At 40.1% G+C, this 13,427-nt stretch carries 13 protein-coding genes; 6 read left to right on the forward strand and 7 right to left on the reverse strand.

Translation table 11 applies throughout. The annotated features are described in order from the left end of the window. Positions 1-104: 104 nt before the first annotated feature. The 6 genes from ACIQCE_RS11260 to sppA form a co-directional block, all read right to left on the reverse strand. Positions 105-1,079, reverse strand: coding sequence for a class I SAM-dependent methyltransferase (locus ACIQCE_RS11260; RefSeq protein ID WP_400495079.1), 975 nt, complete (start codon positions 1,077-1,079; stop codon positions 105-107). Positions 1,080-1,167: 88 nt separating this feature from the next. Next, entirely contained in the window at positions 1,168-1,668 is a 501-nt protein-coding gene (gene tpx, locus ACIQCE_RS11265) for a thiol peroxidase (RefSeq protein WP_400495080.1), read from the reverse strand. Positions 1,669-1,778: 110 nt separating this feature from the next. Further along, positions 1,779-2,231 carry a GerW family sporulation protein gene (gene ytfJ, locus ACIQCE_RS11270; protein WP_353854947.1) on the reverse strand — a complete coding sequence of 151 codons (453 nt, stop codon included), beginning with the start codon at positions 2,229-2,231 and terminating at the stop codon, positions 1,779-1,781. Between the two features lie 14 nt (positions 2,232-2,245). Beyond that, a complete protein-coding gene (locus ACIQCE_RS11275) occupies positions 2,246-2,938 on the reverse strand; it encodes a DUF2953 domain-containing protein (RefSeq protein ID WP_400495081.1) in 693 nt (230 codons plus the stop codon). 114 nt (positions 2,939-3,052) lie between these two features. Continuing rightward, positions 3,053-3,577: an RDD family protein gene (locus tag ACIQCE_RS11280; RefSeq protein WP_400495082.1), complete on the reverse strand. Its 525-nt coding sequence runs from the start codon at positions 3,575-3,577 to the stop codon at positions 3,053-3,055. A 14-nt stretch (positions 3,578-3,591) separates the two neighbouring features. Next, a complete protein-coding gene (gene sppA / locus ACIQCE_RS11285; protein ID WP_400495083.1) occupies positions 3,592-4,593 on the reverse strand; it encodes a signal peptide peptidase SppA in 1,002 nt (333 codons plus the stop codon). 460 nt (positions 4,594-5,053) lie between these two features. Between sppA and ACIQCE_RS11290 the strand changes: the two genes are divergently transcribed. From ACIQCE_RS11290 to ACIQCE_RS11315, 6 genes are all read left to right on the forward strand, one after another. After that, positions 5,054-5,857, forward strand: coding sequence for an NAD kinase (locus tag ACIQCE_RS11290; RefSeq protein WP_353854943.1), 804 nt, complete (start codon positions 5,054-5,056; stop codon positions 5,855-5,857). Between the two features lie 115 nt (positions 5,858-5,972). Beyond that, the gene (locus ACIQCE_RS11295; RefSeq protein ID WP_400495084.1) at positions 5,973-7,415 is read left to right on the forward strand and encodes a DEAD/DEAH box helicase; all 1,443 of its coding nucleotides are present in this window, start codon (positions 5,973-5,975) and stop codon (positions 7,413-7,415) included. Between the two features lie 188 nt (positions 7,416-7,603). Then, positions 7,604-8,653 (forward strand): Delta(5) desaturase DesA, encoded by a 1,050-nt coding sequence (gene desA, locus ACIQCE_RS11300; protein ID WP_353854941.1) that lies wholly within the window; start codon positions 7,604-7,606, stop codon positions 8,651-8,653. A gap of 114 nt (positions 8,654-8,767) precedes the next feature. Then, positions 8,768-9,904 carry a sensor histidine kinase gene (locus ACIQCE_RS11305; protein WP_400495085.1) on the forward strand — a complete coding sequence of 379 codons (1,137 nt, stop codon included), beginning with the start codon at positions 8,768-8,770 and terminating at the stop codon, positions 9,902-9,904. Beyond that, positions 9,901-10,500 carry a response regulator gene (locus ACIQCE_RS11310; RefSeq protein ID WP_353854939.1) on the forward strand — a complete coding sequence of 200 codons (600 nt, stop codon included), beginning with the start codon at positions 9,901-9,903 and terminating at the stop codon, positions 10,498-10,500. Before ACIQCE_RS11305 ends, ACIQCE_RS11310 begins: the two co-directional genes overlap by 4 nt. A 242-nt stretch (positions 10,501-10,742) precedes the next feature. After that, positions 10,743-11,663, forward strand: coding sequence for an iron-hydroxamate ABC transporter substrate-binding protein (locus ACIQCE_RS11315; protein ID WP_400495086.1), 921 nt, complete (start codon positions 10,743-10,745; stop codon positions 11,661-11,663). A gap of 336 nt (positions 11,664-11,999) precedes the next feature. Here the strand turns inward: ACIQCE_RS11315 and ACIQCE_RS11320 are convergent, their stop codons facing one another. Further along, complete coding sequence (locus ACIQCE_RS11320; RefSeq protein WP_400495087.1) at positions 12,000-13,352, reverse strand: amidohydrolase family protein; 1,353 nt, start codon at positions 13,350-13,352, stop codon at positions 12,000-12,002. Positions 13,353-13,427: the final 75 nt, after the last annotated feature.

Raw genomic sequence — 13,427 nt, forward strand, 5'->3', positions numbered from 1 at the left:
AAACACTGAAAACTTTGCTTTTCAAGTACACCTTCTAACTGTTACCGCTTACATCAATAAGTCGTTATTTTCTGAAAAGTAAAATAGCCAGAATCATACTCTGGCTATTCGTTCGTTTCTTTTTCTTCTATAAACCACTGGTCTAATTTTCTCATGACAGCTATCATGGCTTCCTTCTGAGAGAAAGATGGTAAGTTTGCAAACAACATCCGTTTAGGTGCTGCCAGGCCCTCTTTTTTCTTTTGCATCACAAATAAGCTTTTGGCATGCTTTTTGTCTTTAAACATGGATACTGGCAGTTGAATTAAAGCGTTCATATATGCTGTTTCTTTGATGAAATCCTTTAATTGCGCACTTTCTTTTCCTTCAAACAAATCGTTTGGAATGATGAAGAACAAGAAGCCGCCATCTTTCGTATAGCGAAGGCTTTGTTCAATGAATAAATAATGAGCAAAGGAATGCCCTTCTTTCGCCTTTAGTTCATAGTCCGCTGCTCGCTCATCATTCGGGTAATAACCGACTGGAAGACTGCACACCGTGACATCTGCTGGTGACATGAGAAGCGGCTCAAGGCTGTCTTGGTGGAAAAGTTCTACTTCTTTCTCTTCCAAATTGGCCTGCGCCCAAGCAATTTTAATGAGCACGTCATCAATTTCAGAGGCAAAACCTCTTTTTGTTTCTGCCGTGACATTGTTTAAAACCGCAAGCAGTAAGTTCCCTGTCCCTGCTGCAGGATCTAAAACAACAAGCTCTTTTTGTCCTTCTAAAAATTTATTGACCAAATAGCTCACAAACAAACCAATCGTATCTGGTGTCATTTGACGATTTGGATGTGAAATATCTTTTTGTCCTTTTAGTACGGCGAGCTGAAACGCTTTACGAATCTGCTCATGGTCATAAGAAGCAAAGTCTGCTTTCTCTATTAAATCCTTTAGTAAACCGTTCTGATCATTTGCCTGAAAAAAGGCCTCCCCAGCTTCTGCCAATGCTTCAATATAAGAGATGTGATGTTCCTTTTTCAATCGAATAGACGCTGTATCGAGCAGCTCAAAAATAGTACTTACTTGATCTTTCTGCAATGCTTCTCTCTCCTCGCTTTGTTAAAAGCTATATTCTTTCATTGAAAAGAGCCCCAGTATGAAGCCGGAGCTCTTTTCAATGCTGCCATTATAACAGTGATTTCGCAGCTTCAATTGCTTTTTCATAATTTGGATGATTCGTTGCTTCGCTCACATATTCTGTGTAGACCACTTTACCGTTAGGGTCTAATACGAAAACGGCACGCGCCAATAAACGTAATTCTTTCATATATACACCAAACGCTTCCCCAAAAGACATGTCTCTATGGTCAGATAATGTTTCCACATTTTTAATGCCGTTTGCTCCGCACCAACGAGCTTGTGCAAAGGGAAGATCTGCACTTATCGTGTAAATATTGACCGGACCTAAATCGGCTGCCTCTTCATTGAACCGTCTTGTTTGTGCGTCACACACACCTGTATCAATAGAAGGAATCACTGAGATGATCGTCACTTTTCCAGCTAAATCAGAAAGCGATACTTCTCCGAGTGAATTCGTTAATACTGTGAAATCAGGGGCCTTTTCGCCAACTTTCACTTCATTTCCTACAAGCGTCACAGGACTCCCTTTAAATGTGATCGATGCCAAAACAATTCCTCCCTTATCGAATGTATGGTTCTATCATAGTAGAGAAAGCAAAAAACTGCAAAGCATAATCGTCCATTCTGAAAAAAAAGTTAACTGCACAGCAGTTAACTTTAGAGGTCTATATCATCTAGTTTTCGTTCTTTGTGACGATGCTCCCGTTCATCTCGCTTAAACATATGTTGAAGACGTTCAATTGCTTGAGGAGCAGAATCCAATATCTTGTCAAGCAGATGTGTGTGTTCATCCAAATGAAGCATTCGAACTCCGTTTGTTCCCACAATTAAGAAGGCAATGGGCGTAATGGATACCCCTCCACCGCTTCCGCCGCCAAATGGTAGTCTCGGTTCTTTTCGTTCTTGTTCATCAGAACGTTTTTCTTTCTTTTGGTTTCCATTAAATTCACTTCCGCCAGCTGCAAATCCAAAGCCGACCTTTGACACTGTGAGAATCACACTGCCATCAGGTGTTTCGACTGGATCACCGATGATCGTATTCACATCTATCATTTCTTTTAAGTTTTCCATCGCAGTCTTCATGAGACCCTGGATTGGGTGATCTGCCATTTTCGGGTTCCTCCTTAAACAGATGATTCATTCTTCGTTGCTTGAAGAGAGGCATTTTTTCTCGCCTTTCTTCCTTTTAACCAATGGGCAAGTAATCGAATGGCTGCAACCATAGCATGTCCAATACGAAAATAAGCTATACATGTAAAGTGCGTCTTTGACACATTGTGCTGAAAGGCTGGGATCACTTCATACACCGGTTTATGTTTGAACGTGAGATGCTCTTGAAGAAAAGCAAGCAGTGCTCCTTTGACGGACCACACGCCGCCGGCTGCCACGCCTGTTAAAGCGGCATCATGAAAGCCGATCCATGTAGTCCAGTGAAGTGACACAATTTTCATATGTATGAAGAATTGACGCATGATTTGATTTAAATCCACAATCTCTTTTGTGATGCGCTCCATTTGATGAAGGACTTGCTTCATATCACGTTTTCCAACTTTTTTGTGTTCGGATTCATCTTTATGACTAGGCGTTTCGGACTTGGCCATTTTCTTTTCACGAATATCAATCGTTTGATCTTCCATATTCACTCTTACCATCGGAATCTCTTTTTTCAACCTGACTATTCCATATAAAGTGGTGACCTTAAGCGCAATATGATCATTGTCATTTGCATGTGAATATTCAAGCGAAATGGTTACTTTCATGAGGATCAATAAGATCACCAGAAGACAAATAGCTGCGATCCATAATACATAAAGCACTGTATCACTTCCTTCATAACAAATGATGCTTCCTCTACGATTATGGCTATAAATCTAGATTTTATACCCAGACATCAAAAAAGAGCTTGACCGCAATCGGTCAAGCTCTTCAGATTACACGTTTGATTCTTTTTTTTCATAAAGATGTTCATGGACAACAACCGTGTCAGCAAAATAATCATGAACACCTTGCTTTTTGGATGAAAAAGCAACGACAGCATACAGAACAGCGATCGTGTTAATATAGCGTCCAACGATTTCCCTAAAGAAAATCACATCCCACGTGAGCTGCTTCTCCGGCTGAAGTGAGACGACTTTGATGCCAAACACCATTTTGCCGAGTGTTTGATGAAAGATTTTCGTCATGATAGCGAAATAAAGCAGGAAGACGATTGTGGTTGTGACCGAATACGGTGAAAACCAACCTCCTCCTTTAGACCAGCCAAACAAACTAAAGAGTGGAGAAACCGTCAAATGGTTGACACTCCAGACAACGAGCCAATCAAGGATAAATGCCCAGAACCTGATCCAAAAACCCGCATATGCCTGTGCCTCAATAGAAGAGTGTTTGAATAAGTCCGAGTTCGCCTCTTCCACTGGTCCACGACTTCCGCTTACTTCATCGAATGTGGAATCCATCTATGTTCCCTCCTTTATTTTGAATAGAGATACATTGGTTTAGACCCGTTTGAGCCAGCCAGTGTTTCTTTCAAGTTCAGAAAATCAATTTCACTTTTAAAGAGCTTGCTTGCACCCATAGAGAAAAGAGAGTTCCAACCAAAGCTTTGAGAATAGCTAATTACCTCAGCATCTTTTAAGCCTTTTTCATTTTTCTTCATTGCTTTCAGTGCATCTTCATAGTACCCAAGCTCATCAACTAATCCATTAGCCTTTGCCTGTGTTCCATCATATACACGGCCATCGGCAATTTTTTTGACGTCTTGCTTAGACATGCCACGACCATCAGCGATGACTTTGACAAACCCTTCATATGAATTGTCAACCATGCTTTGCATGATATTGCGCTCATCTTTCGTCATATCACGATTTGGAGACATAATGTCTTTATACTTTCCGCTCTTGATGGTTTCATATTTAATGCCTAAATTATCCGCTAGTTTTGAATAATTAAGACTCTGCATAATGACGCCAAGAGAGCCTGTTAATGTTTCAGGTGAAGCGAAAATTTTATTTGCTGGTGTAGACACATAATATCCGCCCGAAGCTGCCATTGACCCCATTGATACGTAGACCGGCTTTTTCGCTTTTTTCACTTCTTCTAATTTTTTATGTATTTCGGCACTTTCATAAACACCGCCTCCAGGCGAGTTCACACGCAGCAACACACCTTTGACAGTATCATCATCTTTTGCTTTGTCTAGTTCTTTTAAGAACGTACGGTGATCATAAGTTTCTCCGCCTAACAAGCTGGAAGCACCGCCATTATCTTGAATTGTTCCATTAATCTCAAGAACTGCAATTTTACTTGAGCCACTGCCATCCTCTAATACCTTTTCTTCGATTTCATCTCCAAATTGATAGCTCATTTTGTTGTCATTGAAGTTTTCGAACAAGGCCATCGTGACACTAATCACAACAGAAAATCCGAATACACCAAGTGCAATGACTAAGGCTACCCATCTTTTCGCATTCATTTCTTTTTCCTCCTTTTTTGACTCACTTCATACATACAAGTCTCCACATGAAATGTTTCACAAGAATTGTTGTTTTTTACATTTCATTTCAACATATGATAGCACCTATCATAAATGACGATCAACTTTATATCGTCTGAGGTAAGAATCCACATATAAGAAAATGGATTTTTTATCCTTCTCCACACGTCCATTAGCACAGAGACTCACCGTAACGAAACACCTAAACTTTCCTTCAAAGAAGGAGACAAATACTAAATTATACTTACTATCCTGTCATTCTTATTCACGTATATTGACTCATTTCTAAAAAGTCGACCTCCTCTTTCTCTATTTTCTGTCAGCCACTTTCGATTCTTTTTACTTTCATATGAAAAAAGTGTAAAATGTGAAAAAGGATTTTTCTCATGTGAATCCTTTTCATAGGAAATCTATTTTGACAACAAAGGGGAGAACGTCAATGACAGACAATCGTCGCAATGTATTTTTCTTTTACAAAAAAGATCATGAATTGGATGAACACATTTCTTCTCTGGAGAAACTCGCTACAGAACAAGGCTTTCATGTCGTCAAGCGTGCAGAGGATGCCCATATAATTGCTTCAATTGGTGGAGACGGCACATTTCTTCAAGCAGTTCGTAAAACGAATTTCCGTGATGACTGCTTGTACGTCGGGGTATCAAAAACAGAGAATTCGCACCTATACTGCGATTTTTCATTAGAGCATTTTGATAAGATGATGGATGCCATGAACACCGAACAGATTGAAGTGCGAAAATATCCAATCATTGATGTAAGCGTTGACAGCACCAACCAGTTCCATTGTTTAAATGAGCTGTCGATCCGCTCTAGCATCATTAAAACTTTTGTCATTGATGTATTTATTGATGATTTTCACTTTGAGACGTTTAGAGGGGACGGCATGATTATCTCAACACCGACCGGCTCAACTGCCTATAATAAATCCGTGAGCGGCGCCGTTGTAGATCCGATGCTCCCTTGTATGCAAGTGACAGAGCTTGCTTCATTAAATAATAACTCGTATCGCACACTTGGCTCACCATTCATTTTAAGCAGTGACCGCAAGCTAACGCTGAAAGTCGTCCAAGATGGAAACGACCATCCGATTATTGGACTTGATAATGAGGCACTGGGCACAAAACACGTGAAACAAATTGACATTGGTCTTTCAGGCAAAGTGATGAAAACCGTCAAATTAAAGGACAACTCGTACTGGGAAAAAGTAAAACGCAGATTTCTTTAAAGGAAAAGCTCCTATACGGGGCTTTTCTTTCTTTTCACCATGTGGTGTCTTTGAAAAGATGTGATATGATGTCACAAGTATGAATGTAAGCCTTGCTTACGAAAAGGAGAACACAATGCCATTCCAACATTTTAATCAATATTCATTAAGTCATGAATTGAAACAAGCGTTAGAAGCGCTTAACTTCCATGCCCCTACACCGGTTCAGCATGAAACGTTATCGGTAGCTTTCTCAAAGCAAGACCTTATCGTCAAATCCCAGACAGGAAGCGGAAAGACAGTTGCATATGGTCTACCAATCTGTGAAATGGCGGATTGGTATGAAAATAAACCTCAAGCCCTCATCCTTGTTCCAACACGTGAACTGGCCATGCAGGTCAAGCAAGATCTCACAAGGCTCGGACGATTCAAACGAATTAAAGTAGCCGCAGTTTATGGGAAATCCTCTTTTAAAGCACAAAAATTAGAGCTTGCGCAAAAAAATCATATGGTTTGCGGAACCCCTGGGCGAATCTTGGATCATCTCGAAAAAGGCACCCTTTCTTTAGAAAAACTCAAATTTTTCGTTTTGGATGAAGCAGATGAAATGCTGAGTATGAGGTTTATTGATCAAGTGTCAGCCATCATTCAGCACCTTCCGCCAAAGCGCATGTCGATGTTATTTTCAGCGACGATGTCTGATGAGATGAAGGAACTGAGCGAGCAATTTTTACAATCGCCAAAAGTGATTGATATCGTGCCTGAGAAAACATCTGTACAGCAGATCACACATACCCTCATTGAAACAGACGAAGAGGCAAAGTTTTCGCTTCTTCAACGAATCATCGTGATTGAAAATCCAGATAGCTGCATTATTTTCTGCAATACACAAGAACGAGTGAATGAACTCACAACGAAGCTGGATGATTGGAATATCCCATGTGACAAAATTCATGGAGGTATGAGACAGGAAGATCGCTTTGCCGTCATGGAAGAATTCAAAAACGGCGAATTCCGTTACCTTGTCGCAACGGATATTGCGGCTAGAGGAATTGATGTGAGCGATATGACACACGTGATTCACTATGATCTCCCGTATGAAAAAGAACGGTATATCCATAGAACTGGAAGAACTGGCAGAGCGGGTAAAAGCGGGAAAACGATTGCTTTTATGACAAAAACAGCACAGCCGCTCATTCACGAATTAGAAAAAGATGCAGACATTGACTTTATGACTCAGCCCTATCCAACAAAAGAAGAGGCTGAGCAGCATGTGACCATCTTTAAGGAGAAAATTGAAACGCCTCTTCATAAAGAAAATAAACAGGCTGTGATTGAACAAGATATAATGAAACTTTATTTTAACGGAGGAAAGAAAAAGAAACTTCGAGCCATCGATTTCGTTGGCACCATTGCCAAAATTGAAGGCGTTAAAGTTGATGACATCGGCATCATTACGATTGAGGAAACGAAAACATATGTGGACATCTTAAATGGTAAAGGACATCTTGTGCTGAAAGCCATGCGGCAAACAACCATTAAAGGAAAACAACTCAAAGTACATGAAGCTCGTTCTTAAAAGTGAAGGCCCCTGGTCTCCACTTTTTTTATTTTCATGATATTGGCTCAAAAACACTGATTTATCAGCCTTTTCAGTGTCCAATATGACAAATGTCATATTGGGTGCATGATGGGTGCTACTATGAACCGCTTCCCTTTCCTCCTATACTTTGAATTAGAAACGAAACAGAAAGGACTTGAACTTTCATGACGACTCAATCGAATACAAAACAACAAGCAACTTTAAGAAAACAAGTGGGTCAGTTTTCTGGAGCCGATACAAAAAAAAGCATCATGCAACTGATTAATACATTTGTACCATTTTTTGCACTTTGGTTTCTTGCATACTATAGCCTCAACATCTCCTATCTTTTGACCCTCATCTTTTCTATCTTTGCAGCTGGATTTTTAGTACGTGTGTTTATCATTTTCCACGACTGCTGCCATCAATCCTTTTTTAAGCAGAAACAGCTTAACCACCTTTTTGGATTTCTGACAGGTGTACTCACTCTTTTCCCTTATCTCCAGTGGCAAAGAAGCCACTCGATTCACCATGCTACAAGCAGTAACTTAGATAAACGAGGAACAGGCGATATTTGGCTCCTCACTGTGAAAGAATATGAAGAAGCATCTGTATGGACGAAAATCCGCTACAGATTGTACCGCAATCCATTTGTTATGTTTATTTTAGGACCAATTTTTGCCTTTTTAATTCAAAACCGTTTTAACGTCAAAAGCGCTCGTACAAAGGAACGCTGGAACACCTATTTAACAAACGTAACGATTGTTTTGTTGGCAGTTGCCACATGGTTTCTCTTTGGCTGGCAAGGTTTGTTACTCGTCCAAGGTCCAATATTTCTAATTTCTGGCTCAATCGGTGTATGGTTGTTTTATGTGCAGCATACATTTGAAGATTCTTACTTTGAAGCCGATGAACACTGGAATTATGTGCAGGCAGCTGTGGAAGGAAGCTCATTTTACAAACTGCCTAAATTGCTTCAATGGTTAACAGGTAATATCGGCTATCATCATGTCCATCATCTAAGCCCAAGAGTACCAAATTATAAATTAGAACATGCACATGAAGAGAGCGAGCCGCTCAAAAACGTCCCAACGATCACACTTAAAACAAGTATAGCTTCAATAAAATTCAGACTTTGGGATGAAGAGCTGAAAACATTTGTTACCTTTAAAGAAGCACGTAAGGCTAACAGCACATCTCCAATCAATAGAGAAATGTTAAATAAAAACGCTTAATATACGCAGGCTCTTTCTTTCATAGAAGGAGCTTGTTGTATTTGCAAGATGCAGCAACGACCCTAATTTGATAAAGTAATGAGAAAGAATGAAATATGGAAAAGGTGGCTTTGGATGAAAAAACATTTTAAATTTCAAAAATTACATGGGATCTCCCCTTATATATGGGCAATATTTTTCATCCTGCCCTTTTATTTTATCCTTAAGACCCCTTCGACTATAGGCATTGTGGTCGGTATCATTTTGAACATCGTCTTTTTTGCGACCTATCGTTTTGCCTTTGTCGCAAAAGGTTGGTCTTTATATGTATTAGGTCTTCTGCTTATTGCGATTTCTACTGGATATGTGATGCTGTACAGCTACTTTTATTTTGCTTTTTGCATTGCTTATTTCAATGGTCATATTAAAAACAAAGTACCATTTTATATTTTGTACTACACCCACGTTGCTAGTGCCGCTGTTGCGGTGAATTTTAGTCTAATTTTAAAAAAAGGGTGGTTTCTCACACAGATTCCCTTTGTTGTCATCACGTTTATTAGTGCCGTTCTCCTGCCGCTTAGCATTCGTAGCAGGAAGGAACGTGAGCAGCTTGAGGAGAAGTTAGAATATGCCAATGAACGTATCGCTGACCTTGTGAAACTTGAAGAAAGGCAACGCATTGCTCGGGATCTCCATGATACACTTGGCCAAAAGCTATCGCTTATCGGCTTAAAAAGTGACCTTGCCCGAAAATTGATTCACAAAGACCCTGAACAAGCACGCACTGAACTGAAAAGCGTCCAACAAACAGCCAGAACGTCTCTCAATGAAGTGAGAAAAATTGTATCTTCCATGAAAGGCATCCGTATAAAGGATGAATTGTCAAACATTCAACAAATTCTTAAAGCAGCCAACATCAAATTGATATATGATGAAAAAGGAGCACCGAAACACATCTCTCTTCTCAACGAAAACATTGTGAGTATGTGTATGAAAGAAGCCGTCACCAATGTCGTCAAACATAGTAATGCCACCATCTGTAAGATCACGATCCATCAAAAGTCAAAGGAAGCAGTCATCACAGTTGAAGATGACGGAACGTTTAAAGGAGACCATTTGTCCTCCCAGACGAAAGGACACGGTCTATTAGGAATTAGAGAAAGACTGGAATTTGCCAATGGTCGCCTGCGCATTGAGACCAAAGGCGGAACAAAGCTCATCATGAGCATCCCAAATGATTCATCATCAAAAGAAAAGGAGGCGCACACATGATCAACATCTTCATAGCTGAAGATCAGCAAATGCTGCTCGGTGCACTTGGTTCACTCCTCGATTTAGAAGAGGATATGACAGTAGTTGGTAAAGGAACAAATGGGCAAGATGCCATTGATTTTGCTAAAAAACAGCCAGTTGATATTTGCTTAATGGATATTGAAATGCCAGGGAAATCCGGATTAGATGCAGCAGAAGAACTCAAAGAGACTGATGTGAAAATTATCATCTTAACGACCTTTGCCCGCCCCGGCTATTTCCAAAGGGCACTGAAGGCTGGTGTGAGCGGGTATATGCTTAAAGACAGCCCTAGTGAAGAACTGGCAAGTGCCATTCGGAGCGTAATGAAAGGAAAACGGGTGTATGCCCCCGAGCTGATGGAAGACTTATACAGAGAAGAAAACCCTTTGACCGAAAGAGAAAAATCCGTCCTTGAGCTTGTAGCAGACGGAAAAAACACAAAAGAAATCGCAAAACAACTCAGCATAAAAAGCGGAACTGTCCGTAACTACATATCCATCATTTTGGATAAACTAGAAGTAAAAAATCGAATTGAAGCCATTACCCGCTCAAAAGAAAAAGGTTGGTTTAAATAAAAACCAAGGATCAGGGCTATACGCCGCCTCGATCTTTTGGTTTTTTATATTGAAAAAGATCTCCTCTCTGTCAAAAAAAGAATATTATCCGACTTTTTACCCTCTTTTCATGCGCATCTGAAAAAATGTAATTGACAACAGACTCCTCTTCTATGATATGATATTCGAGTGATAATGATAATTATTATCACTTAAATACCAAATATTCGGCATGTGAGCCGATTGTAAAGGAGTCTACATTCATGAAGAAATTATTGTTCCCTCTGATACTCATCTTTGTGCTTGCGTTGAGCGCTTGCGGTAGTAGCAGCAACTCATCCTCAAATAAAGGAAATCAATCGAAGTCATCTGACACGATTACATACCAATCTGAAACAGGTCCTGTAAAACTGCCTGCACATCCAAAACGTGTGGTTGTTCTAGGTTCTTATACGGGCAATGTCATGTCACTTGGAGTAAACCTTGTTGGTGTTGACTCTTGGTCAAAAAAGAATCCTCGCTTCCAAAAAAAATTAAAAAATGTGGAAGAAGTATCCGATGAAAATGTGGAAAAAATCATGAAACTAAAGCCTGATGTCATCATTGGCTTAAGTAATACAAAAAATGTAGAGAAACTAAAAAAAATCGCACCTACTGTCTTGTTTACGTATAACAAAGTCGATTACTTACAACAGCATATTGAAATTGGGAAAGTATTGAACAAAGAAAAAGAAGCAACAGCATGGGTAAAAGATTTCAAAAAACGAGCGACTGAAGCTGGTAAAGAAATCAAAGCAAAAATCGGTCAAGATGCGACAGTCTCTGTTTTTGAGAGCGGTCCAAAAGATCTTTACGTTTTTGGAGATGCTTGGGGTCGAGGAACAGAAATTCTGTACCAAGCAATGAAACTAAAAATGCCTGAAAAAGTAAAAGAAAAAGCTTTAAAACCCGGCTATTATACGATTTCACAAGAGGTCCTACCTGACTTTGCTGGGGACTATATGATTATTAGTAAAAATAGCGAAATGGATAATTCTTATCAGAACAGTGAAATATACAAATCCATTCCTGCTGTGAAAAAACATCGTGTGTTTGAAGCAAATGCTGAAGAATTTTATTTTAATGATCCACTCACACTAGAATACCAACTATCATTCTTTAAAAAGCATTTCTTAGGTAAATAATATGAAGCAAGGGAGCTCTTCCCTTGCTTTTTTCTTGTCTGCTTCTGGCGGCAGGGCATTTTTTTCGCTACCATTTACATACAAGCTATTTCGATAAAGTGTGGTGCTGGTTTTGTTTAAAATTTTACTGATTGAGGACGATACAACCCTTTTTCAAGAAATCAAAGACAAAGAACGTTACGTCAACTGGTCTGATGATGTCTATGAGATTACAGACTTCTATCAGGTTATGCAAGAATTCACCTGTTGACCTTCTTCGTATCCTGTCGATCGTTTAGTCATCAGGAAAGCTTGATCATGCTAACCCCCATAGGCTCATCCTATGAAGGTTGACATTTATAAAGGAGTCGATTCAAACTTGTGCGATAAAATATGGTCTCTTGCAGCATAGGCTTTTTGTTTGACATCTTCTAGGTTCACACCGATAAGTTTTCCGTTTCGTTTCACTGCTTTTCCTGCAACATATACTGAATCAACATTTGAAGGATGTGCAGTTTGGACGATCGCACCGGCTGGATCTGTCATTGGCAAGAAATTCAGGCTTGTTCGATTGATCATAATGAAATCAGCTTCTTTACCAGGTGTGAGCGAGCCAATTTTATGGTCTAGCTTTAATGCACGTGCACCGTCAATGGTTGCAGCTTCAAGCATTTGGTGTGCTGACAGCCCGAGTTCTGGTCCTGGCATTATGCCTTCCATCAATAAAGATTGATTTTGAATCGCACGTTCTGCCTGAAGACCAAACTTCATTTGTGCAAAAAGATCTCCTCCCGTCGCTGTCACGACGTCTACTCCAAGCGTCGGGCGCACACCATGTTCAATAGCAAGACCTGTCACAGGATAACCATGTCCCATCATCATTTCAATTTCAGGTGTAATCGATATAGAGCTTCCGCTATCTGCCAGCATCTTCATTTGATCTGCATCGATTGCGTTGATATGAACCATGTTTACATCTGGTCCTAGTAATCCTGCTTGGTGAAGCCGTTCAATAGATCGGTCAGCTCCCCCCCAATTTCCAAACCCAATGTGCATACTACATAGAGCATCTAAAGACTTTGCTGTTTCAATTTCAAAGACTGATGTCTCCCACGAGGAAAATTCCGGTCCGCGAATTGCCAGTCCCATCGTCAACAACTGATCTGATGATTGAAAATGCGTTTTTTTCACGCGAGCTGCCTCTTCCATATTTGTGAGTGTGCTCTCTCTATCCCAATATGCTGCATCACCAGAAGTTCCAAAGGCAAAGACGGCACGAATGCCCGCATCTTTCAATCCCCCAATGAGCTCTTCTGTATGATCCATTGAATTAATCATTGTCCAGTCTAAAAATGTTGTAACGCCTGCATCTAAAGCTTCTAATGCGCCTAAATAATTTGCAATTCGATCATCAGATGGACGCCTCATTGCCCCATAGTTGCCGTAATATATTTTGCTTAAGTATGTCTGCAGAGACCAATCTGTTCCAATACCGCGAATGACAGATTGCCAAACGTGGCGATGGGTATCGACAAGTCCTGGCATTAAGACCATATCTGATGCATCCACCACCTCTGCATCACCTGCTTCTATACAGGGTGCGACTTCTAAAATATTTGCCCCTTCAATGATCATATCTCCCTTTTCTAGAAAACCTAAAGATGGATCAAGAGTCAGCAGGGCCGCATCTTTAAATAGAGTCTTTTTCATCATTATCCCCCTTTTTCATGTGGCGAGGGTGAGGTATCTCACCCATCATTGTCATTTTAAATCAGAACAGGTTCA

Source organism: Bacillus sp. NPDC093026 (genome assembly GCF_044754665.1).
Lineage (GTDB): Bacteria > Bacillota > Bacilli > Bacillales > Bacillaceae > Bacillus > Bacillus maqinnsis.

Bases quoted from the DNA above. Each gene is read 5' to 3' on its own strand.
- sppA (WP_400495083.1), bottom strand. From the start codon at position 4,593: ATGAATGCGAAAAGATGGGTAGCCTTAGTCATTGCACTTGGTGTATTC.
- desA (WP_353854941.1), top strand. From the start codon at position 7,604: ATGACGACTCAATCGAATACAAAACAACAAGCAACTTTAAGAAAACAA.
- ACIQCE_RS11315 (WP_400495086.1), top strand. From the start codon at position 10,743: ATGAAGAAATTATTGTTCCCTCTGATACTCATCTTTGTGCTTGCGTTG.
- ytfJ (WP_353854947.1), bottom strand. From the start codon at position 2,231: ATGGCAGATCACCCAATCCAGGGTCTCATGAAGACTGCGATGGAAAAC.
- ACIQCE_RS11290 (WP_353854943.1), top strand. From the start codon at position 5,054: ATGACAGACAATCGTCGCAATGTATTTTTCTTTTACAAAAAAGATCAT.
- ACIQCE_RS11320 (WP_400495087.1), bottom strand. From the start codon at position 13,352: ATGAAAAAGACTCTATTTAAAGATGCGGCCCTGCTGACTCTTGATCCA.
- ACIQCE_RS11280 (WP_400495082.1), bottom strand. From the start codon at position 3,577: ATGGATTCCACATTCGATGAAGTAAGCGGAAGTCGTGGACCAGTGGAA.
- ACIQCE_RS11310 (WP_353854939.1), top strand. From the start codon at position 9,901: ATGATCAACATCTTCATAGCTGAAGATCAGCAAATGCTGCTCGGTGCA.
- ACIQCE_RS11295 (WP_400495084.1), top strand. From the start codon at position 5,973: ATGCCATTCCAACATTTTAATCAATATTCATTAAGTCATGAATTGAAA.
- ACIQCE_RS11305 (WP_400495085.1), top strand. From the start codon at position 8,768: ATGAAAAAACATTTTAAATTTCAAAAATTACATGGGATCTCCCCTTAT.